This window comes from Kitasatospora sp. NPDC088346, assembly GCF_044740765.1.
Lineage (GTDB): Bacteria > Actinomycetota > Actinomycetes > Streptomycetales > Streptomycetaceae > Kitasatospora.
On the sequence record NZ_JBIURH010000054.1, the window covers coordinates 19,720 to 43,951 of the forward strand.

Here is a 24,232-nt window from a genome sequence, read left to right on the forward strand (position 1 = left end):
AAGTGCGAAGATTGAGAAGGAACCCTAGTGCGCTAGGCTTCATGCACTAGTACACCAGGGAGTGCATCATGTCGGACTTGCCGCCGTACGCGAGGATCGCCGCCGAACTACGGCATCGCATCGAGGTCGGTGAGCTGCGTCCGGGTGACCGGGTGCCCTCCACGCGGGCGGTCACGCAGCGGTGGGGGGTGGCCATGGCCACGGCGACCAAGGCACTGGCGGTCCTGCGGCAGGAGGGTCTGGTCCGGGCGGTGCCGGGGGTGGGGACCGTGGTCTGCGCCGCCCCCCGCGCGCCGCGGGCGACCCAAGGGGCGGCCGACCGGCGCACGGAGGGGCCGTCGGAGGAGTCGGCGGCGCGCCGACGCCTGGTGCGGGCAGGAATCGCGATCGCCGACGCGGAAGGGGTGGCCGCGCTCACCATGCGGCGACTGGCCGCCGAACTCGGCACCTCGGCCATGTCTCTGTACCGGCACGTGCAGAACCGGGACCAGCTCCTCGCGTTGATGGTCGACGCGGCCTACGCACAGGCGCAGCTGCCAACCCCGGCCCCGCCCGACTGGCGGTCCCGCCTGGACCTCTCGGCCCGGGCCCAGTGGCGGCTCTACCAGGAGCACCCCTGGCTGGCGGCCACGATGAACCTCGCCCGGCCGCTGCTCGCACCGAACGGCATGCGCCACATCGAATGGGCCCTGGCGGCACTGGAGGGCCTCGGCCTCGACGCCGACGCCCGCATGCACGCGGCGGTCTCGCTCTTCGGATTCGTCCGGGGCTGCGCGGTCGACCTCGCGGCGGAGCAGGAGGCGGGTCGCGCCAGCGGTGTCACCGGCGATCAGTGGATGCAGGTCCAGGAGGCCCGGATGACCGCGCTGCTGTCGGACGGCACCTTCCCGGCGTTCACCACCGCCCGCACCGACCCCGGCCTGGACCTGTCCGCCGAATCCCTGTTCACCTTCGGCCTCGACCGCCACCTCGACGGCTTGGCGGCCCTCATCGCCACTGCGGACGACCAGTCAAACCTCGGCGAGACAAGCAGCGCAGTCGTCAATCTCCAGTGAGACTGGTGAACTTCGCCGAGACAGCACACGGGTGACCCGTCTCATCGAGCTTTGACGGCATCTCACCGAAGTCTGACCGGCTTGGTCAGCTCTCGGGTTCAGCGCTCGGTTCAGCTGGCGGAGTCGACGGCGTGGAAGGTGGCGGATCGTCCAGACAGTTCGGGTTCGGCTCCGCGGTGGTGGCGGAAGCCGCGGGCAGGCGGCGCGGCGGCCAGCGCAGATCCGCTGGTGCGGGGGGCGGGGCGGTCCACCGGTGGGGGGTCGCCTCGAGTGAGGGCGTGATCGAAGATCTTCGGACGTGTCGGGGGCGGGACCTGAGCGACGCACCGCAAGCGGCACGGGGGATCATGCCGGGTATGACCACCGAGCTGATCACCTGGCTGCACGAGCAGATCGACGCCGACGAAGCGGCAGCCGCAGGCCAGACACCCACGTCATGGCTCCCCGAAGGGCTGTCCCCCGACAACCCGCTTGCCGCGCTCTACTCACCGACCCGCACCATCGCCATGCGCCGCGACCTGCTCGCCGCCTGGCGCGACCCGGAACACGCCGACCCCCAGGACCACGACAGCCACCGCAGCGACTGGGCGCTGCGAGTCCTCGCAGTGACCGCCTACTCCGATCGCCCGGGATACCGCGCGGAGTGGGCCCCTGACGGCGACGAGCCGGCCTGATCGGAAGTCGAGCTGCTGCGCCCGTACAGGGTCAGCGGTCCCCACTCCGACGGCGCCTCATCGATGTTCGGCCGCTGCGCTGGACTGTGCCGGCTCCACCGCCGGTTCAGAACGGAGCTATGAGCGTACGAATCACGGGGATGTGCCAAAGGTGCGACCAGCCCGCCTCGTTCACCCCGGGCACCGAGGGCGGCCCGCGCGAGCGGAAGCACGCACGGCCGAACCCGAACTGTCCGGACCATCCGCCACCTTCCACGCCGTCGACTCCGCCAGCCGAACCCGAGCGCTGACCAAGCCGGTCAGATTTCGGTGAGACGCCGTCAAATCAGACGCGAGTCTCCCCGACATCCCGGCCCGGAGGGCGGACCGGCAACCCGGTCACGGGCCCGCTGGCGGCCGTCCAGGGCCGGACCAGTCGGACCGGCCGCGGGCGCCCGCACCGCGCGTCCCGAGCCCGCCCGGTGACCTCGGGACGGCGGGGCCGGCGCAGTTGGAGAGGCCGGGCAAGGCCTGTCGCGCCGTACGGTCGCGCCCCCACCCGGCACCGAGACAACGGGTCCTGCGCCCACGCCACCACGCGCGACCACGCCCCGCGCGACAAGGCAACACGACAGGAGCCGCGAGCACGCCCCGGCACCCTGACGGCGGGGCCGGGAAGCGGGGGCCGACGGCGGCCAGGCCGGCCGGAGCCCGCCGGGCCGGACGACCAGGACCACCCGGGAGCGGCAGCCGGGCGTCGGGCCCGTGGCCCCGCCGGCCGAGGGGTGGCCGCAGCCAGACCGGGCAGGTCCTCGACCCGACAGCGGACAAGCACTGGCGCAGCCGCAGCTCGCACTCCGCCGCACCGGAGGCCGGCCGTGTCCCGAACGGCCGGGAACCGGAGCCGGAGGGCGCGAGTCCTTCCACGGAAGACTTCGAACGGGCTGGGGAGCGAGTGAACGACAGGGACATCACGGACGATCGGCGGGGCGGCTGCGGGTTGTTCCTGGCCGTACTACTGCTCGCCACGGCCGGAGCGTTGGGAGGCACTCTCGGCCTGTGGCTGCCGACGTGGCGCGGTTGTATGTCCGAAGTCGGCAGCGACGACTATCTGATTTGTTCGGTGCTGGCAGGCCAATGGTGCGTACTGGTCACCGTCCTGCTGTGGGCCGGCAGGCTGCTCGGCCGGAGCCGGCGCGACCGCCGCTACCGGTGGCTGATCCTGCCCCTTGCCGCTGTGCTGCTGACGCTGCTCTACCAGGTCGGAATGGGCTCACCCGACTGGCAGTCCGAAAGCTCCTGTCACGGCGTCCCGCCGGTCTTCCCGCTCATCGGCTGAGCACCCGGAGCCCGAGCGCCCTTCGACCGAACGGAACAACGGCCGCCAGCTCTCGGACCCGGGAGTGATGACTTCCGCAGGACCGGCCCCGGCTGAACTTCGGCGTAACGGACGGGCCCTCGGAGGAAGTTGGGGATTCCATGCGAAAAGCAGTCCGGCCCCACCGAGGGCCTGACGGCCTTGTCCACCAGGGCCGCCCGGAGCTGTCCACCGCCACCTCAAATCTGGTCTGCAGCCTGATCCGCGGCCATCTGAAGAAGATCGGCTCGCGCCGGCGCAAGCTGCCGCCCGCCTCGCGGTCCTCCGCCACGGCCGGCGGCTTTGCGACATGGCGGGCGGCAACGACGTCTCCGCCTCCACGGTGCTCCACCGGCTGCTGGAGGTGATCGAACTGCTCGCCGCGCGTGCCCCGCGCCCGGCGTCGTCGTCCTCCTGGACGGCACCCCGGTGCGCACCGCAGCCGCACCGGCGACGAGAACCGGCCGAACCACTCCCGCAAGCACAAACCCCCGGCCCTGCTGTTCCTCGTGCCCACCGACGAGCGGGTCAACCTGGTCTGGATCTCCGCGGCGTAGCTGGGCTGCTCCAGTGAGATCACCACCGCCCGCCCCAACCAGATCACCGCACACCTTCGGGACGCCGGCCTCGATGAAAACCCTGACGACCCCGGTGATCGTCACCGGCCACAAGGCCGCCCACCGGCCGCGAGGACGAGTACCTGCATCCCATACCTGGATCCCCCACCGGGATCGGCGCCGGGCCTACGGCCGGTACGGGTGTCAGGAAGCCTCGCGGACGATCCAGAAGCGCGACTGACGGTAGGCGGTACCGTTGGGGTCGTCGGCTGCGACCCGTACCGGGGCGAGCGGGCCCAGCACCCGGCCGCCCAGCCGCTTCTCCTCGGCCGCCAACCACCGGGACTGCCAGAGCATCGCCGCGCCCACACCCGCCAGGATCAGGCCGACCGGCAGCCCGGTCGCGTAAGCGAGAGCGAGGCCGACCAGCAGCACCAGGATCAGCGGCTTGGTGAGGTTCTGGGAGAGCACGTCGAAGGTCTTGTCCCTCGCGATCACCTCGGCGGTCGGCGCGGGAGGCGTCAGGTTCTCCAGCCTCGCCTCGTACCACGGCCGACGGGCCTTCAGAAGTGCGCTGAACGTCGTCACGAAGAAGAGCAAGGCGCATCCCACACTCATCACCGGATCCACTTGCCGGGATCCCCCCGTCCAAGCCGGCGCACAGCTCACCACACTCACCGCCAGCAGCAGGAACCCCTGGATGCGTACCGATGCGACAACTCCTACCAGCCGCAGACCACTGCTCATGAAATCTCTCCCGATCAGACCAAGATCGGGAAATCCTAGCGGTCGCCGAAGGCTGCCAGACCTCCGCGGCTCCCGCCCCCGCGCCTGCTCCCGCCGTCAGACCCGCACCGACAGCGCCGAGCGGAGTCAGCTGCTTGCGAGTGCGCACAGATCGATCACTCCCGATCCCGGTTCCTTCAGAAGCCGGCGCTCTGGCCGCCGTCGACGTGCAGGATCTCGCCGGTGACGAACGAGGCCCGTTCGAGGTACATGATCGCCTCGACGACGTCGTCGATCTCGCCCATCCGCCCGAGCGGGTGCAGCGCGGCGAGCGCGCCGCCCGGGTCGTCCGGGTCGTCCGGGCCGTCCGGGTGCATCACAGTGCGGATGACGCCGAGTGAGACGGCGTTGGCGCGGATGCGGCGCGCCGCGTATTCGATGGCCAGTTCCTTCGTCGCCGCGACCAGGCCGCCCTTGGTCAGCGAGGCGAGCGCCGCGGGTATGCGCGCGTCGGCGCGGTCGACCAGCGACGTCGAGACGCACAGGACGTGCCCGCCGTCGCCGGCCGTGAGCATCGCGGGGATGGCGCTGCGCGTGATGTCGAAGAAGCCGCGCAGGTTGACACCGGTCACCAGGTCGTAGTCGGCGTCGGTGTAGTCGGTGAATGGTTTCTCCCGGTAGACGCCGGCGTTGTTCACCAGCGTGTCGATCCGGCCGAAGCGGTCCAGCGCCTGCTCGACGATCCGCGCACCGGTACCGGGCCGGCTCAGGTCGCCGGGCACGGCGAGCACGTCCGGATCGTGCGACGAGGGGATGGACCGGGCAGTCACGACGACGGCGTACCCGCGCCTGCGGTACGCGTCGGCGACAGCCGCACCGATGCCTTGTGACGCACCGGTGACGATTGCCACCTTCTTCTCCGAGCTCATGGGTACGTCCAAGCTGAGGTTCTCGCGCTGGAGGTCTCCGGCTCACGGCGGGCCACACGCGGCGACGGCGCCCACCGGCTCTCACTCTACGTGGCGCCGAGCCCCGGCGCCGCGTGGAGCCTTTCGGGTGCGGTCGGCGGCCGACCGTACGACGCTGGAGACATCGGCCTGTCGAGCGTGGGAGGAGCACCGGTCATGGCCGCTCTGGTCGCCGTGAACGTCGGCATGCCCAAGGACGTCCCCTGGCACGGCAGGACCACCCACACCGGCATCTGGAAGCGCCCCGTCGCCGGGCCCGTGATGGCGCGCCGGCTCAACCTGGACGGCGACGGGCAGGGTGACCTCGCCGGGCACGGCGGCGAGCAGCGTGCCGTGCTGGTCTACCAGTTGAGCTCCTATCGCCACTGGCAGGAGTACTTGGAGCGGGACGACTTCACGTACGGCCAGTTCGGCGAGAACCTCACGGTGGACGGACTCGCCGACGACGAGGTGTGCATCGGCGACCGCTACGAGATCGGCGGTGCGGTCTTCGAGGTCACCCAGCCCCGTGTGACGTGCTACCGCGTGGGGCTGCGGCTCGGCGAGCCACAGATGGCCGCCCTGCTGGTGGCCCATCGCCGCCCGGGCTTCTACATGCGGGTGCTGACCGAAGGGTGGGTGCGGGCCGGGGACGAGATCGTGAAGATCGCCTCGGGCCCCGAGGAGATGACCGTCGCGGAGATCGACGGGCTGCTCTACCTGCCCGGCCACGCCCGGCCTCGGCTCGAACGGGCCCTGCGAATTCCCGCGTTGAGCCCCGGTTGGAAGACGTCGCTGCGAGCCCTGCTCGACGACGCGGATCGCGGCTCCGGCGCCGTGGGCGGAAACCGCGGGCTGACCACCAGCAGCCCGCCGCCGGCCTGGCCCGGGTTCCGCCGGCTCGAAGTCGCGCGCATCGAGCCGGAGAGCGCGAGCATCTTCTCGCTCACTCTGGCGGCAGTTGACGGTGAGCCGCTCCCAGCCGCTCTGCCGGGGCAGTTCCTCACCATCCGCCTGCGGCCGGATCCCCAGCCCTCCCCGGTCATCCGCAACTACTCGCTCTCCGGCCGACCGGGCGCCGAGACGTACCGCATCAGCATCAAGCAGGAGCCACACGGCGTCGCCAGCACGTACCTGCGTCAGCACGTGGAGACCGGTGACGTTCTCGATGTCGCCGCTCCGCGCGGCACGTTCCTGCTCGCGGACGCGGACACTCCGGTCCTGCTGCTGTCCGCCGGTGTCGGTGCCACCCCGGTCCTGGCCATGCTGCACGCTCTGGCCGCAGCGCGCTCGCAGCGCGCGGTGTGGTGGCTGCACGCGGCCCGGGACGGCGAGAACCACCCATTCGCCGACGAAGCGCGCACCCTGCTCTCCCAGCTGCCCGCAGGCCGGTCGTTCGTGGCCTACAGCCGTCCGTCCGGCGCCGACCGGCCAGGTGTCGACTACACGGTCGGTGGGCGGTTCAGTCCCGAGTGGATGCTCGGCCTGGAGCCGCCCCGGGACGCCGACTCCTACCTCTGCGGGCCGAGCGCGTTCATGCGGGACATGACCGCAGCCCTGGAGGCCGCCGGCCTGCCGTCGTCCCGGATCCACACCGAGGTCTTCGGGGCCACGTCCGCGGTCACCCCAGGTGTGGTGACCGGATCCGCCCGGACGCCGCACCAGCCGGCCGCCCCTCCCGGCGGCCGCCCGGGGCCCTCCGTGGCCTTCGCGCGCAGCGGGCTGACCGTCCCCTGGCACCCTGGGTACGGGACGCTGCTCGAACTCGCCGAGGCGTGCGACGTGCCCGTGCGCTGGTCCTGCCGCACCGGAACCTGTCACACCTGCGAGACCGCGCTTCTCTCCGGCCGCGTCGAGTACGCCCCGCAGCCCCTGGAGCCCCCCGCCGCAGGAAGTGCGCTCATCTGCTGTTCGACGCCCCCGGCCGACGTGGTCCTGGACATGTGACCGCCCACGGATCACCGGGTTGCGTGCGGTCGGCGCAGCTGCCTAGCGTGATTGAGTGGGGAGGCGGAGACAACCGGCGGGGCTGGTCGGTTTCGTGAAGCATCCCGCAACCCACTCCTGGCATGCGTCCGAGAGGGGATTTCTGCCATGGCAAGGGTTCTTTTCATCATCAGCGGAGCCACCTACTGGGTGCTGAACGACGGCACACGGTACGCGACCGGCTACTGGGCCGAGGAGTTCGCGAACCCGTACAAGATCCTCACGGACGCCGGTCACGAGGTCGTCGTCGCGACGCCGAACGGTGTGACGCCGACCGTCGACATGATGAGCCTGCGCCCCGAGATGGCCGGCGGAAACGACGGCGCCTTGGAGCTGGAGGCCATCATCCGATCCGCGGAGGTGATGCGTCGACCGCTGCAGCTGTCGGACGTGCGCCTCGAAGACTACGACGCGGTCTACCTGCCGGGCGGTCACGGTCCGATGGCGGACCTGGCCTGGGACGCCGACGCGGGGCGGCTGCTGACCCAGCAGTTGGCCTCGGGCAACCCGCTGTTCATCGTCTGTCACGCTCCCGCCGCGATACTGGCCACCCGGATCCACGGTGAGTCGCCGTTCAAGGACTACAACATCACCTGCTTCACCGACGAGGAGGAGGACGGCGTCGGACTGGCCGCCAGGGCGCCGTGGCTGCTGGAGACCGACGTGAAGGCGAAGGTCGGGGTCAACTTCAGCCGTGGCCCGGTCTGGCAGCCCTACATGGTCGAGGACCGCAACCTGGTGACCGGACAGAACCCGGCCTCGGCCGCGGTCCTCGGGAACCGGATGCTGGAGATCCTCAAGTGACCTGTCCTGGAGCGATCCGGCCCAGGCACGCGCCCGCGTCGCAGGACGTCGGGTGCGTGGTGTTCCCAGCGAAAGGGCCATAACGATGGAAGCGGCCGTTTGCCCGGGCTCTGCTGGACCGGCACTGGGCCGCATCGAACAGCGGTGACGCGGACGCGGAACACGAGATCTACGCCGACGACGTCATCGAGTACCCGCAGTCCGGCGAGGTCATCCGTGGCAGGAGCAACACGCAGTACTTCGCGGACCCCGTTCGACCCGCCGGCCTGGCGGTCTCAGTGGGTCGAACCTGGGGAGTGATCCGCCAGTGGGGCTGACGGTCACGGCAGCTGTCGTACGTGATCCGAGGGTGCCGGCGCTGGTCGGCGAGGTGGGGGCCGGCTTCGAACATGATGATGGCCGTCGCGATATGACGAGGCGTGACCCGTGATCAGGAAGTGGCGGCTGCCGTCACGGTAGCGCACGGGCAGTACCTGGAGCGGTTCGACGGTCTGATGAGCCCGGCTCCAAACATGGACGAGATCTACCCCACCGAGTGATCGGCTACACCACGGAGGGGGACCTGACCCCATCTACGACCGCAACCTGGCGAAGTACGGTGACAAGCTGGGCCCGACCATCGACTATCCACGGGCCAGGGGCAAGACTTGGGAGCAGATCATCGAGAGCGCCTCGCGCACCGGCGGAGCGGTGAGTCGTGCAGGTCGAGGCAGCGTTCCCGACCGACGGCGAGGCCTTTGGACCGGTGGAGTAGGGCGACGGGCCGCTGCCCCACGTAGCGAAGCATTCCGAGGCCGCGAATGGCCGGTTCGCCGCGTCCGCCGGTCCGCCCGGGCTCCGACCCGGCCCGGCGGATCGCCACAACCACCCCAACGCTCCGACACCTGTTGGGGGGTGGGCCCTCAGCCAGCGAGCCCGACCGAGGATGCGCTCCTCGGACGGACCGTGGGCCGTCGGTCAGGCGGAAGGCCGGACCTCCGGCGCGGCCTCATGCGGCACCCCGGCAGCCGCGGGCGCGACGGGTACGGCGGCCGGGGCCGACACCAAGGCCTGGACCCGGGCCTCCTGGGCAGCCCTGGCAGCGAACGGGTTGACGTCGGCGCGGCGGGTCTGCTGCATGGTGGTCAGGCGGTTGACCACGATGATCGCCGCGACCGCCGCCGCCACGCGCAGCGCCGACCCGGTGGCCTCCATCCGGATGCTGCTGCGCAGGCTTTCGAGGTAGCTGAGAACGTACGGGTTCACGTCACGCATCCTGCCGTTGGCGATCCGGGTGACGATCAGCGAGGCGATCCAGGTGGACCACCACAGACCGATGGCCTTCTCGGAGGTCGTGCGCCGCCGTCCCTCCGCGTCCAGCGGCGCGCTGGCCCTCCAGCAGTCCACGATCAGCCGCCAGGGGAACCAGAACTGGACGATCGGGGTGAACCAGGCACCGATGGTCCAACCGCGCCCGAGGCGGTGCCCGTTCGGGAGCAGCAGCTCGGCGTTGCGGCGGATGCGGTAGAGCCAGACGATGAACACCACGGCGGTGACCAGTCCCAGGGGTAGGGCCGCCCCGTCCACTGCGTTCACCACGGATTCCATGGCGTCGAGTTCGTCGAAGCCGACGTCGTCCGCCCCGTCCAGCGCCCGGCCCAGGAGCATGTCGCACCAGAGGTCGATCGCGACGACCATCGCCGCCAACGCGGCGTTCAACGCAAGCAGGGCGTACACCGCCACGGCAAGGCCGTTCGCCGGGCGCAGCGCTGCCGCCCATCCTGGGACCGCCTCTGCGCAGCCGTAGCAGCGGCCGCTGTCCAGCCCGGCAGGGCGCGCCCCGCACACCACACACATCATCAGATCGACAACCCCCCTGAAATCGCCGCGTACTCGACCACGCACGCCGGCACATCACCGTCCGATCGGGACGGGCGCGCCGACTCTAGGGGATCCGCGGAGTCGGATGCCAGCGAGAATTTCCCAGCTCAGCGCCGGTATCGCCGGATAGCCGACAGATCACTCCGATATGCCCCCGGCGGCCTTGCGGCCCGGAGCCGGCGGAGTGGATGATGCCGGCGTACTCGACCTGCTTGGCCGTCAGGTTCCGGGACGCGCGGCAGCGGAGCGGCGCCAACCCGGCACCGCCCGGGTCGGTCCGCAGACCAGCACACGGTGACGTGGCTCCCCTGTCCGACGGCCTGTCCATGTTCGGCCGTGCCGCTCTCACGGCCGGCCTGCATTCGACCGGCTCCGGGTGATCACGGGCAGTCCCGTGTGCGCATCGCCGCCGTCAAACAGGCTGCTACGCCCCCGCCTTGGTGTCGTACGCCCGCTGGCTGCTCTGGATCTCCTCGCTGTGCTCGACGGTCCAGTCGTAGAGCTGCCCGAACGGCTCGCGCAGGGACGCGCCCAAGGGCGTGAGCGAGTACTCGACGCCGACGGGTGAGGTCGGCAGCACCGTTCGCCGGATCATGCCATTGCGCTCGAGACGGCGCAGCGTCTGGGTGAGGACGCGTTGTGTGACGCCCTCCAGACCTCGCTTCAGTTCGTTGAAGCGGGTGGGTCGCTCCAGCAGTGCCATCACCATCATCGACCACTTGTCCGCGATCTGGTCGAGGATCGGCCGGCTGGGGCAGTCCGCGCGGAAGACCGTTCGCGCTTCGGCGCCGTCGTTGTGCAGATCGGTGTCCTTCATGATCCCTGGTGCTCCCAAAGTGCGTTCTTGACCGTCTGGGCGCCGTCGCCGACGGTAGGTATGCATCGCAAACCTACATGCCCATCGGTTACCGACGGAGAGACCTCATGACGAACGATGCCTACTCGACCCTGCACGTGAGCAGCGAACGCGGCGTCGCCCGGGTCGTCCTTGACGATCCCCCGGTGAACGCGCTCGGACTGACGATGATGCGCGAGCTGCGGACGGTGCTGACGGGCCTCAGGGACGATCCATCCGTCCGTGTGATCGTCTTTTCGAGCGCCGACCCGGAGTTCTTCATCGCCCACGTGGACATGCGCATCGGGGAACAGATGGACGAGCTCCAGGAACTCGCCGCGTCCGCACCGCAGGACGTCAACGTGTTCCAGGCGATCGGCGAACTGATCCGCCACCAGCCCCAGGTGACCATCGTGAAGCTCGCCGGGAAGGCCCGCGGCGGCGGAGCGGAATTCGTGGCCGCAGGGGACATGGCGTTCGCCGCCGTCGAGACCGCTGGACTCGGTCAGATCGAAGCGCTCATGGGCATCGTCCCCGGCGGAGGCGGAACGCAGTACTGGAGGTGGCGGTGCGGGGCAAGCTGGAGCCGCTGCGGGGGAAGCTGTCCAAGCTCGCCGGGCGGGGCTGGCTGCGCAAGCTGCCCGACGGCAGGTTCACCACGCGTCTGTAACCTGCGCCGCCGCAGACCTCGGGCGTAACTTGAGGGCCCCCGGCGGTCGTTGAGATTGTGTGACGAAAAGCAACGAGCCCGCCGAGGGCGCCTCCCTTGTCTACCAGTGCCGCCTGAATCTGTCCACGAGCACCATCACCTACCTCACCGACCTGCTGCGGTCTCACCTGAAGGCGATCCGCTCCCCGTTCAGGTCGCTGCCGCCGGGCCGGATCGCGGTACTCGTGCTGGCGATGTTGCGGCACGACCAGCGCCTGCTGGACCTGGCCGGCGGCAACCGGGTGCCCGAGTCCACCCTGCGGCGCTGGCGCGACGAGATGCTCGACCTGCTCGCCGCGCGGGCCCCACGCCTGGACCGGGCGCTTCGCCAGATAGCCGCGCGGGGCGGGGAGGTCGTGCTCATCGACGGCACCCTGATCCCCACCCAGCGCCGCACCGGGAAGGCCGACCGCCCCAACTACTCCGGCAAGCACCACCGCCACGGCCTGCACTTCCTTGCTCTGACCGACGAGAAGGGCAGGCTGGTCTGGATCTCTGCCGCCCGTCCCGGCCGCACCCACGACGCCACCGCCGCCCGCCGCGACAAGATCGTCGCGCACCTGAAGACAGTGGGGCTGGGAGCACTGGCCGACCTCGGCTTCATCGGCGTGGACAAGCCCGAGGACCCCGACGACCAGGTCATCGTCACCGGCTACAAGGCCACCCGCGCCCGCAAACTCACCGCCGGACAGAAGCAGGCCAACCAGATCCTGGCCGCCGCACGCTCCCCGGTCGAACACGGCTTCGCGAACCTGAAGGCCTGGCGGATCCTCACCAAGATCCGCACCGGCCCCGGTCGCGCCACCGCCCTCCTGCGCGCCCTGCTCGTCCTGACCAACCTCGAAGTCAACCGCTGACGACACCCTGACAGATGATCAAGGCTCCAGACTCCCGCCCACGACCAGCACGAGCACCTCGATGGCCCGCCACGCCAGCCCCTCCGACCAGCACGTTCGAAGATGGCGAAACCTCCCTGGGTGAAGCGCTCCCCATTGCCCGCAGGCACCAAACGGACCGGCCGGCCACCACCTGCTTGCACCAGCCGGTGTCCGGCCGGACCGTCGGCCCGAACGCACAGCCCCGCAATCGCCGATCACGAAATCGCGACGGCAGCCGCGACCCGGCTCCAGCGTCCCATTCCGTGCTCCTGCATGGCCGGGCGTGCGCCAGTGCTGGGCGGACCTGGTGGCGCCGGCCAGCGGCGAGCCCACGGGCGTCGGGGCAGCGAGAATGGACGGATGGACGGATTGGGTGGGGTGCTGGAGCGGGCAGCTGAGGATGGCGATGTGGTGGACGGCTGGCTCCAGGGGCTGGCGGGCAATCAGGTGCTGCCGGTGGAGGTGCTGGCCCGGCTGCTGGAGTCCGACGAGCTGCCGATGCCGAGCTTCTGGCTCAAGTACAGGACCTTGGATGCCGCAGCGACGGAGCTGCTGGTGGCTTCGCCGCGGATCCAGCACCGACTGGACGCGGCGGAGAACGCGACGGCGGACCCCGGACCCGAAGGTCCGGCGGATCGTCGGCGACAGCGAGAAGCCGCCCGTCGCGGTGCAGGAGCCACCGCCGGCGCTGACGGCGGAGCAGCGGGTGACGCACCCGGCCCAGGCGGTGCGGATGAAGGCCGCCGCCTGGAGCCCGCAGTCGCGCCCGGGTGGCTGGAGCTGGTACTGGCGGGTGACCGCGGTGACCGGCTTCGTGGCACGGTCGGGGATGGGCGCGATCGTCCCGAGCCGTGGACCCCTGGTCCGGGCGGCTTCGTGATGATGGGAACATGATGGATCAGGCTCGGCCGTTCAGTAGGTGACCGCTATCGGATCCTTGGCCGCGGCCAAGGACCGGAACGGTGGAACAGCGACATGGGCGGGCTACGGATCTCAGTTCTCGGGCCGCTCCGGGCGTGGCGTGGTGAACGTGAACTGGAGATCGGTCCGGCGCAGCGACGTGCCGTTCTGGCCGCATTGGTGCTGAGGTGCGGCCGGGTCGCCCCCTTGGCTGATCTGGTGCAGGACATCTGGGGATGGAATCCGCCGGCCACCGCTTCCGGTGCCCTGCGCAACCACGTCTCGCGTCTACGGGCCGCGCTGGAGACCAGACCTTCCGTGCCGGAGGTTCTGGTCTCTCAGGCTGGTGGTTACGCGCTGAGGCTGGGTGACCGGGCGTTGGACATCGCCGAGGTCGAGAGGCTGAGCTCCGAAGCGGAGGTGGCCAGAACCCGGGGGGATCTGGAGTCGGCCGCCCGCCTGCTGGCCCAGGCAGAGGCTCTGTGGGACGGCGCACCGCTGACCGGGGTCCCCGGTGACTACGCGCAGCGGCACCGCGACCGCCTCTCGGAGCACCGGCTGGTCCTGATCGAGGCGCGGCTGGAACTGGAGCTCCAACTCGGTCGGCATACTCAGGCCGTCACCGAGCTGACCGCAATGGCGGACGAGCACCCGCTGCGCGAGCGTTTGCGCGCGCTGCAGATGACGGCGCTGTACCGCTGCGGCCGTCAGGGGGAGGCGCTGGCCGGGTTCGCGACGGCCAGATGGCATCTGGCCGAGGAACTGGGAGCCGATCCCGGACCCGATCTGGCTCGGTTGCACCAGCGCATCCTCGAAGCCGATCCGACACTGTCGGCACTGTCGCGGACGGCGTCCTCCCCGGTCGGAGAGCAGGCCGGATCCGGCGGACCGGCCCGCCCGGCATGGAAGCGTCCGGCGCAACTCCCCTCGGACGCGCCCGACTTCACCGGCCGGCAGGAGGAGGTGGCGAGAACGCTCGACACCCTCGTCAGCGGTACGCGAAGACGAGGCACCGCACCCGTCGTCTGCGTGATCCACGGCATGGGCGGCGTGGGCAAGACCGCCCTGGCCGTTCACGTCGCGCACGCCGCGCGCGATCGATTCCCCGAGGGCCAGCTCTACGCCGACCTTCGCGGGGCCGGTCGGGAGGCCGCGGACCCGTACGAGGTCCAGGAACTGTTCCTACGGGCACTGGGCGTGGCGTCGGGGAGCATCCCACAAGACCGTGACGAGCGCACCGCCCTGTACCGTTCATGGCTGGCCGATCGTGGCCTGCTCCTCCTGCTGGACAACGCGGCCGGCACCACGCAGGTGAGCGCTCTGCTGCCAGGCACGTCCGGGTGCGCCGTTCTGGTCACCAGCCGTACCCCGTTGATCTGTCTGCCCGCGACCAGCCGCACCGCGCTGGAACCACTCAGTGAGCGGGACGCCCGGGGCCTGCTGGAACGGATAGTGGGAGCCGACCGGTGCCGTCGGGAGCCTCAGGCAGCCAAGGATCTCGTGCATGCGTGCGGCATGCTCCCGCTGGCGGTTCGCATCGTCGGCGCCCGCTTGGCGGCTCGGCCGCGCTGGCCCTTGTCGTTTGCGGCGTCCCGGCTCGGCGACCGCGGACAGCGGATCACCGAGCTCGAGGCCGGGGACCTGGCCGTGGAGCAGGTCTTCCAGCTCGGCTACCTGGCCCTGGACGCCGACCATGCGCGGGCCTTCCGGTTGCTGGCGATTCCCGAGGTGACCGATATCTCGTCGGCTGCGGCAGCGGCGGTCCTGCGGTGCGAGCTCCGCGCGGCCGAGGTCATCCTGGACGACCTGGTCCCTGCCGGGCTGCTGGAGCCGGGCGGCCCCGAGTGCTACCGGTATCACGATCTCCTGCGACTGTTCGCCCGCCACCGGACACTGGAGACCGACGACCCGGAGGTACGGCGCGATGCCCTGAGTCGGACCGCCAGTTTCTACCTTTCTGGGATGGCGGCTGCCCTGCGCGCGGAGTGGCCTCACAGCCGGCTACCCGCCGAGGCCGACCGGCACGACGCGCTCGGCGGTCCGGCTCTCTCGGACGAGTCCAACGCACAGGAGTGGGTGATCAACGAGCTTGGGGCCATGCTCGCCGTCGCCGGCCAGATCATCGATCACCCCTACCGGTCGGTCAGCGTGCAGGACACCAGGACCCTGGCGAGCCTCCTGGTGTTGCTCATGCCGTACACCGACCTGTGTCTGCCATGGCATGTGCTGGAGGTGCTGGTCCGGAAGCTGCTGGATGCCGCCGAGCGGCACGGTGAGAGCATCGCCGCCGTCTTCTGCCGTGTCGTGGTGGCCATCGCCTGCGCACGCACCGAACGGCACGAGGAGGCACACGCCATGGCCCTCCGCGCCTACGAAACTCCGGGCGTGCCGCAGCAGTTGTTCCACCGCCTGGTGCACGTCATGGGAATGGTGGCCGCGATGCGGCCCGGCGGCCTGGACGAGGCGATCGCGCACTTCCGCCGCGGTCAGGCCCTGTCTCGCCGGATCGAGGACTTCGGTATGGCTGCGCAGTGCGAGTTCGGTCTCGTCCGAGCACATCTGGCACTCGACCAGCCTCATGAGGCGTTGGAAGCCGCCCAGGACGCTCTCGCGAGTTGCCGTGCGGCCGAGAGTCCCGCCGGTACCGCTCTCGCCCGTCGCGCCCTGGGAGAGGCCCTGGCGGCACTGGGGCCGGCACGACGAGGCCATGGTGGAGTACCGCGAGGCCCTCGCCCTGTGCGAGGTCCGCAGGTTGCGGTCCCAGTACGCCCACACGCTGCTGTCCTGTGCCTCGGCGCTGGCCGGTGCCGGTCGGCTGGATCAGGCCGGTCCGTTCGCGGAGCGGGCGCTGGCCGCGCTCGCGGAGCTCGGGGACACCTCCGGTGAGCAGCGGGCGCGAGCTCTTCTCGACCGAACCGGACAAGTACCCCGACCGGCCGGCGGCCCGTCGGTTCACAGCAAGTAACGGCCAACGGTTACAGGTGGCCTCCGGCCGCGGCGGTGTCGATACCGAGCAGGCTGCGGCCCGTGTGCTCGGTCGCCTGGGCGGCCGGACACGCCCGCCACCGCCCGGTACCGTCTCGCTGCACGAACACCGTCCCCGCAAGCAGGTGGAAGCGGATATCCGGGTCCACGCAGGCTCCTGGCCCGGCTCAAGGCCGGTGAACGGGGCTGTCCAGGACGGCTCCGACGCCGTGATCACACCGGACATGCGGTGATCATCCCACTGAGCGTGAGTGCGACCGCCCACTCTCCAAGTGGCCGACGCCCCAGGGCGCGGGCAGGATCGCGTCGGTCTGTCTGCGATGCTGCCCCAATGGCGTTTCCCGGTTCCCGTACGAAGACGACTGACGTCTGGCCGCTCCCCGAAGACGAAGCACTCGTCGGGCAGCGCATCAGTGACGCCCTGCCGCGATCCGGTTGGCTGTGCAGCCATCCCGGTCCGAAAGGTCTTCACCAGGTGCACCTGCACCCTTCGATTCCAACAGCCCTGACGTGCAGCGGCACCCGCCAGGCGTTTCTGCTTCTGCCGACAGGAGCAGCAGCCCCCTCGGATGTCCTGGTGACCAGCGCGACTTTCCCTCCCCGGCCGGAGCTGGCGCACCATGCGGTGCTCCAGCTGCTGTGCTCGCGGCGAATCCAGGGCCCGTATGGCGAGATCTTTGAAGCCGGCCGTCTCGCAGTGCGTTGGTCCGAGCCCGAGGTCGGGGCCGAGGTGCACCTGCTTCTGACCGAGGAGACACGCACGGTCTGGAAGGCCCTTCGTTCGGCGACTCGGCCGGCCGTGGTTGAGGACGCGCACGGGCGAAGAATCGCCGGCATGAGGATCGGTGCCGCGGCCCACGCGTTGGTGGCCGGCAGCCCGATACCGCTGACACGGGGAGGCGTGCAACGTCTGCACCTGGTTGCGCAGCCGTCCTGATGCTGGATCCGTGCCGACGTGAGGCAGATACGGGACAGCATTCAGGCTCCGTCTCGTGGGGAGTGGCTATGAGCAACTGACCTTTGATCTCATCTGATTGGCCGGACGGAGCGGGCGGTGGAGGCGGTGGCGCGCCTGGCGGTGGACACCGGTATCACCTTCGCGCTCGGCGACATCGTGGACGCGGTCGAGCGCGACCTCCCGCCTACCCGGCGCCGACGTTCGGCAGCGCCGGGAGACCACCCCACCCCGATCGCTCAGAGCATCATCCTCGCGCAGGGTCAGTCGGTGGTGGTGAGGGCAGCGAGGGTCGAATCGTGGCCGAGCGCCTGCGCGTGACGCGGCACCAGGTCCGACGGCGCCCTTGGACGAGCGGCTGTCTGACAAATGATCATCTGGTCGGTTCGCGGAGCCAGAGGATCAGGGAGGGCAGGACGATTCCGACGCGGTACAGCAGACAGCGGTCGGTGAGCCTGTCGCACGCGGTCGCGATCGCGAGGAACTCCGGCCGGGTGGATTGGACCTGCTGTTGCACGGTATCCCGCTTGCAAAAGGTGATCGCGATGGCAATCCTCGAAGGCGGCGATGCGCCGGCGCATCCCGCCCCACGCTCCCGATCACAAGATCGACCGCCGAGCGAGCATCGTCGACGACAACGGGGAGCAACGTGCCGCCCTTCGTGTACCGGATCACCAAGTACGACCCTGCCGACCGCGACGAGCACGGCAGCTACATCGGCGCTGAGGATTCCACCAGCGACCACGGACCGGTCGAGGCTGCCTACCTGCAAGCGATTTCCGCGTTCGCCGAGGACACCGGCATCGACCGCCTGGCCGTTCGTGAGCCCGGGATCTCCGGCCTCGTCCACTTCGGGCTGGAGCCGGCCATCGAGGGCCACGGCCTCGCCGGGCTGTTCCCACCCGACCTCAGCGGGTTCCACGACGGTGCACAGGTGCCGGTTTCCGTTGGCTTGGAGCTGGTCAGGGGCATGCTCCGCGACAACGGTGCCTGGTGCCGGTTGGCGGTGGAGGACAGGTTCACCGTGGAGGTCGGTTGGGACCAGTACGTCTACGTCAGCAGCGACAGACCCTGCGAGCGCGCCTTCGCGCGCACCCTGGCACTCGGTCTCCTCCCGGAGCAGTTGGAGGCCTCGCCCTACGACGAGGATCTCGACGAGCCCGGCGTACAGCGGCCCGCCGACGAGGACTTCTGGGCCCGTCTGCGCTGGTCCGTCGCCATGCGGCAGGCGGCGATATTGGAGGAGGGGTACCTGCACAATGCCTCCCGCTGGCATCGCCTGACCGAGGGCACCCTCGATGCGGTACGAGCCCGACTCACCCCTCGTGCCCGGTTGACCGTCTGGCCGGACCTGTCCGACGACGTCGACGCGGTCCTCGCCTCGCTTCCCGACGAAGGTACGGTGGAGTTCGTATGGGAGGACGAGAACGGGGTCATCTCCAGCGCGATAGCCGACGAGTCCGAGTACCGGGAACTGGCTGCCCATGTGGCCGGTGCCCGTGCCGCCACGGTCCTGGCCCTGGCCCTCGACGAACGCCACCCGATGTTCACCGCGGTCCCGCCCGACAGTGACGGCGTCCTGCGCGCGCGGTGGAGGACCGAGCCGACGCCGAGTGACCGGAACTGGGCCATCCTGAAGGATCTCCGCCGTGGGCAGATCTGCACCGGCACGGTCACGGAGATCGCCGACTGCGGTGTGACCTCCGTGGACATCGGCGGCTTCACCGCGATGATCAACATTTCCGAACTGTCCTGGCGCCGCTTCGATCACCCCTCCGACGTCGTCGCCGTCGGACAGGGAGTCTCGGCCGAGATCCTCGACGTCGACCTGGTGCGGGAGCGTGTTCTGCTGTCCCTGAAGGCATTGCAGGAGGACCCGATGCCGCAGTTCGTCCGGCAGGTCGGCCGGATCACGAACGGCGTCGTGACCGAACTCGTGCCGTCCGGTGCCTTCGTGCGCATCGAAGTCGGAGAGGACGGCCTCGAAGGCCTGCTGCACCTCACCGAGCCGGCCGAAGGACACGTGGACCGGCCCGAGGACGTGGTCCGGGTCGGAGACATCCTCACCGTGAAGATCACGGACGTCGACCTTCAACGCCGTCGGATCACCCTCTCCCGCCTGCAGGCTCTCGCGCCCGCAGAGCGTTGACCGGCGCCGGGGGGAACGGGCTGTCCGGGAGCAGGTCGGCCAGGTCGCCGTTGTCCATGTCACCCAGCCGGCATCGTCGGGGCTGGCGTAGGCGCCCCCTGCGCTACCTCACCGGCCGTGCCGTCCAGGCCCGACGCGGCACCTTCTTCCCCTGGGGCACCTTCGTCGTGAACCTCACCGCCTGCACCGTACTCGGCTTCCGCTCCGCCGGTGCGGCCACCGCCGCCCTGCCCTGCCCCAGGCCCTCCAGCACCTGATCGGCCCCGGCCTGTGCGCGACGTTGAGTACTTACTCCACCCTCTGCTTCGAAACCGTTGGACTCGTGGAGACCGGCGCGAAGATGTTGGCCGCCGCGAACATGGCCGTCAGCATCACCGCCGGGCTCGTCGCGGCCTTCCTCGGGACCTCCCTGGCCGACACCCTGCTGCACTGACGCTTCAACAAGCCAGGGCGCCCGAGCCTCATCTGCTTGTGCGCCCCGCTGGCCGGGGCCCGGCCGGCCTCGCCGACGGTGCGGGTCACCCCGAGGCGGCCGGGTCGTCGGGAGGATCGGCCCGGCAGGTGGTGCCGCGGGGGACGGCGTCCGTACGCTGTGGCTCTACTCGCTCCCGGCCCCGGCCCCGGCCCCGGCCCCGGCCGCCGTGACGTACCGCGGCGGCGAGTACGGCGCCCGCCGCCTGGGCTTCGGCCGCTGTCCTCAGCCTTTGCCGAAGTGCACCGAGGGGAAGGCGCCTGCTGCTCTGAGGGCTCTGGAGAATCCGTCTGCCAGTTCGGTGAGGCGTGCGGTGGCGGCCGGGCCCAGGTGGTCGTACGGGGCGGCGTCGAGGCGGTCGGTGAGTGCCTCGGTCTCTGCGCGCAGGGTCGCGCCCGCCTGCGTGAGGTCGCCTGCCGCGTCCAGCAGGCCGCGTTCGCGCAACTGGTCCCGGGTGGTGTCCCAATGCCGGGCGGACCACCCGCGGGTCCGCCTGAACAGTGCGGATGTCGGTGCCGTGCCGGTGGCGTTGTGCAGCACCAGTGCCTCGATGCCGGACAGGCCGGCGATGGTCAGGGCGGCGAGGTGACCGTCGCCCCGGTGCTCGCGCAGCAGGGTCGCGGCGTGCCACAGGGTCAGGTGCGGTTCTTCGGGTACGGGGAGGTCGGCGTTGGCGGCGTACAGCGGCCGTGCCTCTCGGCAGCAGGCTTCGGTGGCGTGCAGCGCCAGTTCGGCCGCCTCGGTCATGTCCGTGGACGTGAGGGACTCCTGCCCGAGCAGTCGTTGCAGTGTTCGGTCCGCGCCGCGCAGCCGTGCCGTGAGCACCTCCTGCGGTGTGGTCACGGTCCACGCGGCGGGGATGTACCGCTGCACGTGCGCGTGGTTGAAGTTGTAGAAGGTCGCGGTGACGGTGCCCGCGTCGACGGCCCCGAGCGGTGCCGCGCGGCTCGCGAGGTAGACCATGGCGCCGCGTTCCAGCCCGAGCGCCGTGAGTTCTTCCTCCGGCTCCGGTGCGAAGTACACCGATGCGTGCAGGGGGCTGACGGCGTTGTGGCAACGGCGGCCTGTGCTCGCCTCGAAGGAAGTCATGCCGTGGCTCCGATGTCAGTGATCAGGTGTGGTCGTGCGGCCGGCTGGACGAGGCGCATCAGGCGTCCTTCGTGGGTTCGTGGTGGGGGCAGTCGGCCAGTCCGGCCGCGGTCTGGGTGAGGTGCTGGGTCAGGACCTCGGCTGCGGTGTCGGCGTCACGGGCGAGGGCCGCCTCCTCCAGCCGGCGATGTTCCACGAGGCCGTCCCGGTCGGGGTTGCGGTGCGCCGACCAGCGGCGGGCCAGCTCGCTCGCGGTCCACATCCGGTCGAAGGTCTCCAGCAGGACGAGGTTGCCGCACCCCTCCAGCAGGGTGCGGTGGAAGAGACGGTGGGCTTCGGCCCATGCGCTGCTGTAGTGCTTGCCCTCCTGCGGCACGTACGCCGGGGTGCGGGCCAGACGGTGGTGGGCGGCCCGTACGCGGGCTTCCCAGTTCACATCGCCGCGTTCGACGGACAAGCGCAGCATGACCGGTTCGATGGCCCGGCGGGCCTCCGCGATCTCCTGCCAGCGACGGTCGGAGAAGGCCGGGACGGCGAAGCCGCGGTTGGGCAGCCGGTCGGCGAGGCCCTCGCCGACCACCCGCACGAGCGCCTCACGCACGACGGCCAGGCTCACGCCCTGTTCCTTGGCGAGGTCCTGGGGTTTGAGGGGTTCACCGGGGGCGTGGTCCCCGCGCATGATCGCATCCCGCACGTGTGTGTAGACCTGCTCGGAGAGCATCTGCTTCCCCGCCGGGGGCGAGGTGCGGGTCGTCTGGGGCTGGGTCATGACCAAATGATAGACGATCGGATGGATAATCTATTATCAGTCTGGTGATCGACCCCTGCGGGAGTGACAAGCGGGCCCTCGCCCGTGGCTGTTGGAACCATCGGCCTCTACCTCACCCCGCACCGCCACCCTGGCGACCTGGCCCGTGGAGGACTACCTCGCCCTGCTCGACGCCCGCTGCCGCGAGCCCCCGGCCCTGCTGCTTCGAGCGTGTCGCGCGGCTCGGTGAACGCACCTCAGGTCCATGACCCGGGCGGAATGTGGAGACGGGTGGCGCGCGTGCCGGCGACGGCGCGAAGACCGCTCCACACCTGGCCTGGGAGCACGAGGCCGCCGACCCCGGTCTCCGCGGCCCCACCTCCGCCACCGAAACGGGCCGACCGGCGAAGTCCACCCCCTTCGCACCGTCACCCACCAGCCGGCCCAGCGGACTGCGCCTCGTCAACCCGCCCATGAAGGTTCGCAGTTCAGGCGGCGTCTGTGCGCAGGCCACACCCCTGCCGTCCACGGTCTCACCAGTCCTGGCGGACGGGTCACCGCGTGAACCGTCAAACACCGCAACGGACGGGTGTGGGGCCCTTCGGTGACGTGCCATGCGGCCGTCCGGAAGTCAGCGTGCGGCGACGCTGCGCATCAGTGCCTCAAGGTCGCGTTCGCCGGCCGGCGTTTGCGCCCCGTTCTGCAGGCCCCCGCTGATCAGGTGCTGTGCGGCCGGCAGGCTGAACGTCGAGACCCAGGCGTCGTTCTCGCGGAGGAGCCCTTCCCTGAAGTCATCGGCGGGCAGCGAGCGCTTGGCTGCTTCGATGACACCGTCGGGCAGCGCGGCGATGTTCTCGGCAACACGGTCAACGTGGTCGTCGAGCCTGTCGGCCGGCAGGGCTCGGTTGATCCAGCCGTAGGCCGCCGCGGTCTCGGCATCGAACAGGTCGGCGGTGAGAACCACCTCCAGTGCGCGGTTGCGACCCACACGGTCCCGGAGTCCCAGCTCCTCGCCGACCTGCCTGGTCGACACCGGCCCGCCCGTGTCCCGCACGACGGCCAGGATCCGCTGGTAGTCCGGCGGCAGCACGTCCTGGGCCATACCGGGCCCGCGATGCGGGACCAGCAGCACCGCACGGCCCGCGACCTGCATTTCAGCCGGCGCGACCGCCGCCGCAGCGAACTGCTCGGCCATCCGCGCGAGCACCCGCTCGGCGACCGCCAGTTCCTCCTGCTCGGTCCGCACCTGATCGAGCTGTTTGGCCAGCTGTTCCTCCAGCTCGTTCAGTTCAGCGCGCCGCACGACGATCTTCCTCAGTACATCGGGATCCACCATGAGCCGGAGCGTAGGAGCCACACGGACAGAGACAGAGCGGAATCCGCAAAGACCTCCCCGCCAGACGATCTACACGCCAGACTGCCGCCCACCACCAGCAGGAGCACCCCAGAGGCCCGTCACGCCAGCCCCCGTGACCAGCACGTTCGAAGATGGCGAAGCCTCAGGGATGCCAAAACGCCACTCCTACGTCCGTCTCCTGAAGCAGGGCACCGTCACAGCACCGCCGCCCCCGGCTCTGCCGAAACCCAGGAGAGCCCTGCGCTGGATCATGAGCCGCCCCGAGCGCCTTCGCCCCGACGAGACGGTCGGCGTGAAGGAGATCCGGGCGGCCTGCCCCGAACCCGACGCCGCCTCGAGCACGTCCGAGCCTTCGGCACGCTCATGCACGAACACCGCGGCGAAGACCTCGAAGGATGGATCGAACAGGTCGGACACCACGACCCGCCCGCCCTGCGGCAGTTCGCCGACGGACTCCTCCACGACCGGGACGCGGTCGTCGCCGGTCTGTCGAGCCCTTGGAGCTCGGGCCAGGCCGAAGGCCAGGTGACCAGGGTCAAGCTCCTCAAACGCGCCGGCTACGGCAGGGCCAAACTCGACCTCTTCCGCACCCGCATCCCCCTGGAAAACTGACCCGGCCGTCCGTTGTCGGCGGAGCGGGTCAGACCACGGAAGCGCGCTTGGGATCCACGGGGTCGATCCCGTGCTCGTCGAAGAGCTGCTCAAGTGCTTCGTGGCCGTGTTCGCGGCGGAAGGCGATCTCGTTCGCCGTTACGGGGAGAGTCCAGAGGATGCGTGCGTGGCCGTTCGGCAATGGGCAGTGTTCGAGGTCCGGCCCATGGAGGTAGGGCAGGCTGACGAGCAGGTGGTCGCAGGAGGACCCGGGGATCCACGGCTCGCCGATGGGCATGCTGTGTTCAAGGTCGAGATGGTGTCCAGCGTGGTAGTACGCGATCTTCGCGAGAAGGTCGGCGAAGCTCTCGTCGCCCGCTGGAGCGGTCAGCGCGAACTCCGGCCCGTGTCCGTGTTTCTCTACCGCGGACCAGCAGCCAGCGGTGACGTATGTCCAGAGGTTGCCGCGCCGACCCGGGCCGGCCGCGATTATGCGGAGGCCCGGAACCGCTTCCCGCCGACCATGAAGTTCCCCCACTGAGCTGGACAGCCTGATACTGGGACGGTTGAGTCCCGGAGGAAGCAGTCCAGGTAGTGAGTGGCAAGAGCAACATGAGCA

At 70.2% G+C, this 24,232-nt stretch carries 25 protein-coding genes; 16 read left to right on the forward strand and 9 right to left on the reverse strand.

Going from position 1 to position 24,232, the window contains the following annotated elements; all coding sequences use genetic code 11:
- Positions 1–68 precede the first annotated feature (68 nt).
- The 4 genes from ACIOFR_RS36295 (at position 69) to ACIOFR_RS36310 (ending at position 3,622) form a co-directional block, all read left to right on the forward strand.
- Positions 69–1,055, forward strand: a complete 987-nt coding sequence (locus ACIOFR_RS36295; RefSeq protein WP_401004159.1) for a TetR/AcrR family transcriptional regulator C-terminal domain-containing protein — start codon at positions 69–71, stop codon at positions 1,053–1,055.
- Positions 1,056–1,411: 356 nt separating this feature from the next.
- Entirely contained in the window at positions 1,412–1,729 is a 318-nt protein-coding gene (locus ACIOFR_RS36300) for a DUF6221 family protein (RefSeq protein ID WP_401004161.1), read from the forward strand.
- A gap of 934 nt (positions 1,730–2,663) precedes the next feature.
- A complete protein-coding gene (locus ACIOFR_RS36305) occupies positions 2,664–3,047 on the forward strand; it encodes a hypothetical protein (RefSeq protein ID WP_401004163.1) in 384 nt (127 codons plus the stop codon).
- A gap of 404 nt (positions 3,048–3,451) precedes the next feature.
- Positions 3,452–3,622, forward strand: a complete 171-nt coding sequence (locus tag ACIOFR_RS36310; protein WP_401004165.1) for a hypothetical protein — start codon at positions 3,452–3,454, stop codon at positions 3,620–3,622.
- A gap of 204 nt (positions 3,623–3,826) precedes the next feature.
- Here the strand turns inward: ACIOFR_RS36310 and ACIOFR_RS36315 are convergent, their stop codons facing one another.
- Entirely contained in the window at positions 3,827–4,240 is a 414-nt protein-coding gene (locus ACIOFR_RS36315; RefSeq protein WP_401004167.1) for a hypothetical protein, read from the reverse strand.
- Between the two features lie 305 nt (positions 4,241–4,545).
- Positions 4,546–5,277, reverse strand: a complete 732-nt coding sequence (locus ACIOFR_RS36320; protein ID WP_401004169.1) for an SDR family NAD(P)-dependent oxidoreductase — start codon at positions 5,275–5,277, stop codon at positions 4,546–4,548.
- A gap of 195 nt (positions 5,278–5,472) precedes the next feature.
- Between ACIOFR_RS36320 and ACIOFR_RS36325 the strand changes: the two genes are divergently transcribed.
- Both ACIOFR_RS36325 and ACIOFR_RS36330 read left to right on the forward strand, forming a co-directional pair.
- Positions 5,473–7,242, forward strand: coding sequence for an MOSC domain-containing protein (locus ACIOFR_RS36325; RefSeq protein WP_401004171.1), 1,770 nt, complete (start codon positions 5,473–5,475; stop codon positions 7,240–7,242).
- Between the two features lie 147 nt (positions 7,243–7,389).
- The gene (locus ACIOFR_RS36330; protein WP_401004172.1) at positions 7,390–8,085 is read left to right on the forward strand and encodes a type 1 glutamine amidotransferase domain-containing protein; all 696 of its coding nucleotides are present in this window, start codon (positions 7,390–7,392) and stop codon (positions 8,083–8,085) included.
- 957 nt (positions 8,086–9,042) lie between these two features.
- On the opposite strand, the gene ACIOFR_RS36335 is transcribed toward ACIOFR_RS36330, so the two are convergent.
- Positions 9,043–9,807 (reverse strand): DUF4328 domain-containing protein, encoded by a 765-nt coding sequence (locus ACIOFR_RS36335; RefSeq protein ID WP_401004174.1) that lies wholly within the window; start codon positions 9,805–9,807, stop codon positions 9,043–9,045.
- Between the two features lie 562 nt (positions 9,808–10,369).
- Complete coding sequence (locus tag ACIOFR_RS36340) at positions 10,370–10,762, reverse strand: winged helix-turn-helix transcriptional regulator (protein WP_401004176.1); 393 nt, start codon at positions 10,760–10,762, stop codon at positions 10,370–10,372.
- Between the two features lie 107 nt (positions 10,763–10,869).
- Between ACIOFR_RS36340 and ACIOFR_RS36345 the strand changes: the two genes are divergently transcribed.
- The 4 genes from ACIOFR_RS36345 to ACIOFR_RS36360 all read left to right on the forward strand — a co-directional run bounded on the left by ACIOFR_RS36345 (position 10,870) and on the right by ACIOFR_RS36360 (position 16,153).
- Positions 10,870–11,478, forward strand: coding sequence for an enoyl-CoA hydratase/isomerase family protein (locus ACIOFR_RS36345; RefSeq protein ID WP_401004178.1), 609 nt, complete (start codon positions 10,870–10,872; stop codon positions 11,476–11,478).
- A gap of 31 nt (positions 11,479–11,509) precedes the next feature.
- Positions 11,510–12,346, forward strand: coding sequence for a transposase family protein (locus ACIOFR_RS36350; protein WP_401004180.1), 837 nt, complete (start codon positions 11,510–11,512; stop codon positions 12,344–12,346).
- Positions 12,347–12,727: 381 nt separating this feature from the next.
- Positions 12,728–13,261: a hypothetical protein gene (locus ACIOFR_RS36355; RefSeq protein ID WP_401004182.1), complete on the forward strand. Its 534-nt coding sequence runs from the start codon at positions 12,728–12,730 to the stop codon at positions 13,259–13,261.
- Positions 13,262–13,342: 81 nt separating this feature from the next.
- Positions 13,343–16,153, forward strand: a complete 2,811-nt coding sequence (locus tag ACIOFR_RS36360) for a BTAD domain-containing putative transcriptional regulator (RefSeq protein WP_401004184.1) — start codon at positions 13,343–13,345, stop codon at positions 16,151–16,153.
- A gap of 89 nt (positions 16,154–16,242) precedes the next feature.
- Here ACIOFR_RS36360 and ACIOFR_RS36365 read toward each other — a convergent pair whose 3' ends face one another.
- Positions 16,243–16,401 (reverse strand): hypothetical protein, encoded by a 159-nt coding sequence (locus ACIOFR_RS36365; protein WP_401004186.1) that lies wholly within the window; start codon positions 16,399–16,401, stop codon positions 16,243–16,245.
- Between the two features lie 182 nt (positions 16,402–16,583).
- Between ACIOFR_RS36365 and ACIOFR_RS36370 the strand changes: the two genes are divergently transcribed.
- The 5 genes from ACIOFR_RS36370 to ACIOFR_RS36390 all read left to right on the forward strand — a co-directional run bounded on the left by ACIOFR_RS36370 (position 16,584) and on the right by ACIOFR_RS36390 (position 19,789).
- Entirely contained in the window at positions 16,584–17,189 is a 606-nt protein-coding gene (locus ACIOFR_RS36370; protein WP_401004188.1) for a hypothetical protein, read from the forward strand.
- 117 nt (positions 17,190–17,306) lie between these two features.
- Positions 17,307–17,528 carry a hypothetical protein gene (locus ACIOFR_RS36375; protein WP_401004190.1) on the forward strand — a complete coding sequence of 74 codons (222 nt, stop codon included), beginning with the start codon at positions 17,307–17,309 and terminating at the stop codon, positions 17,526–17,528.
- 178 nt (positions 17,529–17,706) lie between these two features.
- Positions 17,707–19,356, forward strand: coding sequence for a S1 RNA-binding domain-containing protein (locus tag ACIOFR_RS36380; RefSeq protein ID WP_401004191.1), 1,650 nt, complete (start codon positions 17,707–17,709; stop codon positions 19,354–19,356).
- Between the two features lie 56 nt (positions 19,357–19,412).
- Entirely contained in the window at positions 19,413–19,613 is a 201-nt protein-coding gene (locus tag ACIOFR_RS36385) for a hypothetical protein (RefSeq protein ID WP_401004193.1), read from the forward strand.
- A 23-nt stretch (positions 19,614–19,636) separates the two neighbouring features.
- Positions 19,637–19,789 carry a hypothetical protein gene (locus ACIOFR_RS36390; protein WP_401004195.1) on the forward strand — a complete coding sequence of 51 codons (153 nt, stop codon included), beginning with the start codon at positions 19,637–19,639 and terminating at the stop codon, positions 19,787–19,789.
- 264 nt (positions 19,790–20,053) lie between these two features.
- Here ACIOFR_RS36390 and ACIOFR_RS36395 read toward each other — a convergent pair whose 3' ends face one another.
- From ACIOFR_RS36395 to ACIOFR_RS36405, 3 genes are all read right to left on the reverse strand, one after another.
- On the reverse strand, positions 20,054–20,917 hold the full coding sequence (locus ACIOFR_RS36395; protein WP_401004197.1) for a hypothetical protein: 864 nt from the start codon (positions 20,915–20,917) through the stop codon (positions 20,054–20,056).
- A 58-nt stretch (positions 20,918–20,975) separates the two neighbouring features.
- A complete protein-coding gene (locus ACIOFR_RS36400; protein WP_401004198.1) occupies positions 20,976–21,686 on the reverse strand; it encodes a GntR family transcriptional regulator in 711 nt (236 codons plus the stop codon).
- Positions 21,687–22,296: 610 nt separating this feature from the next.
- Positions 22,297–23,001, reverse strand: coding sequence for an enoyl-CoA hydratase/isomerase family protein (locus tag ACIOFR_RS36405; RefSeq protein ID WP_401004200.1), 705 nt, complete (start codon positions 22,999–23,001; stop codon positions 22,297–22,299).
- Positions 23,002–23,385: 384 nt separating this feature from the next.
- On the opposite strand from ACIOFR_RS36405, the gene ACIOFR_RS36410 reads away from it, so the two are divergent.
- Positions 23,386–23,634 (forward strand): transposase, encoded by a 249-nt coding sequence (locus tag ACIOFR_RS36410; protein WP_401004202.1) that lies wholly within the window; start codon positions 23,386–23,388, stop codon positions 23,632–23,634.
- A gap of 28 nt (positions 23,635–23,662) precedes the next feature.
- Here ACIOFR_RS36410 and ACIOFR_RS36415 read toward each other — a convergent pair whose 3' ends face one another.
- Positions 23,663–24,151 (reverse strand): suppressor of fused domain protein, encoded by a 489-nt coding sequence (locus ACIOFR_RS36415; protein WP_401004204.1) that lies wholly within the window; start codon positions 24,149–24,151, stop codon positions 23,663–23,665.
- Between the last annotated feature and the right edge of the window lie 81 nt (positions 24,152–24,232).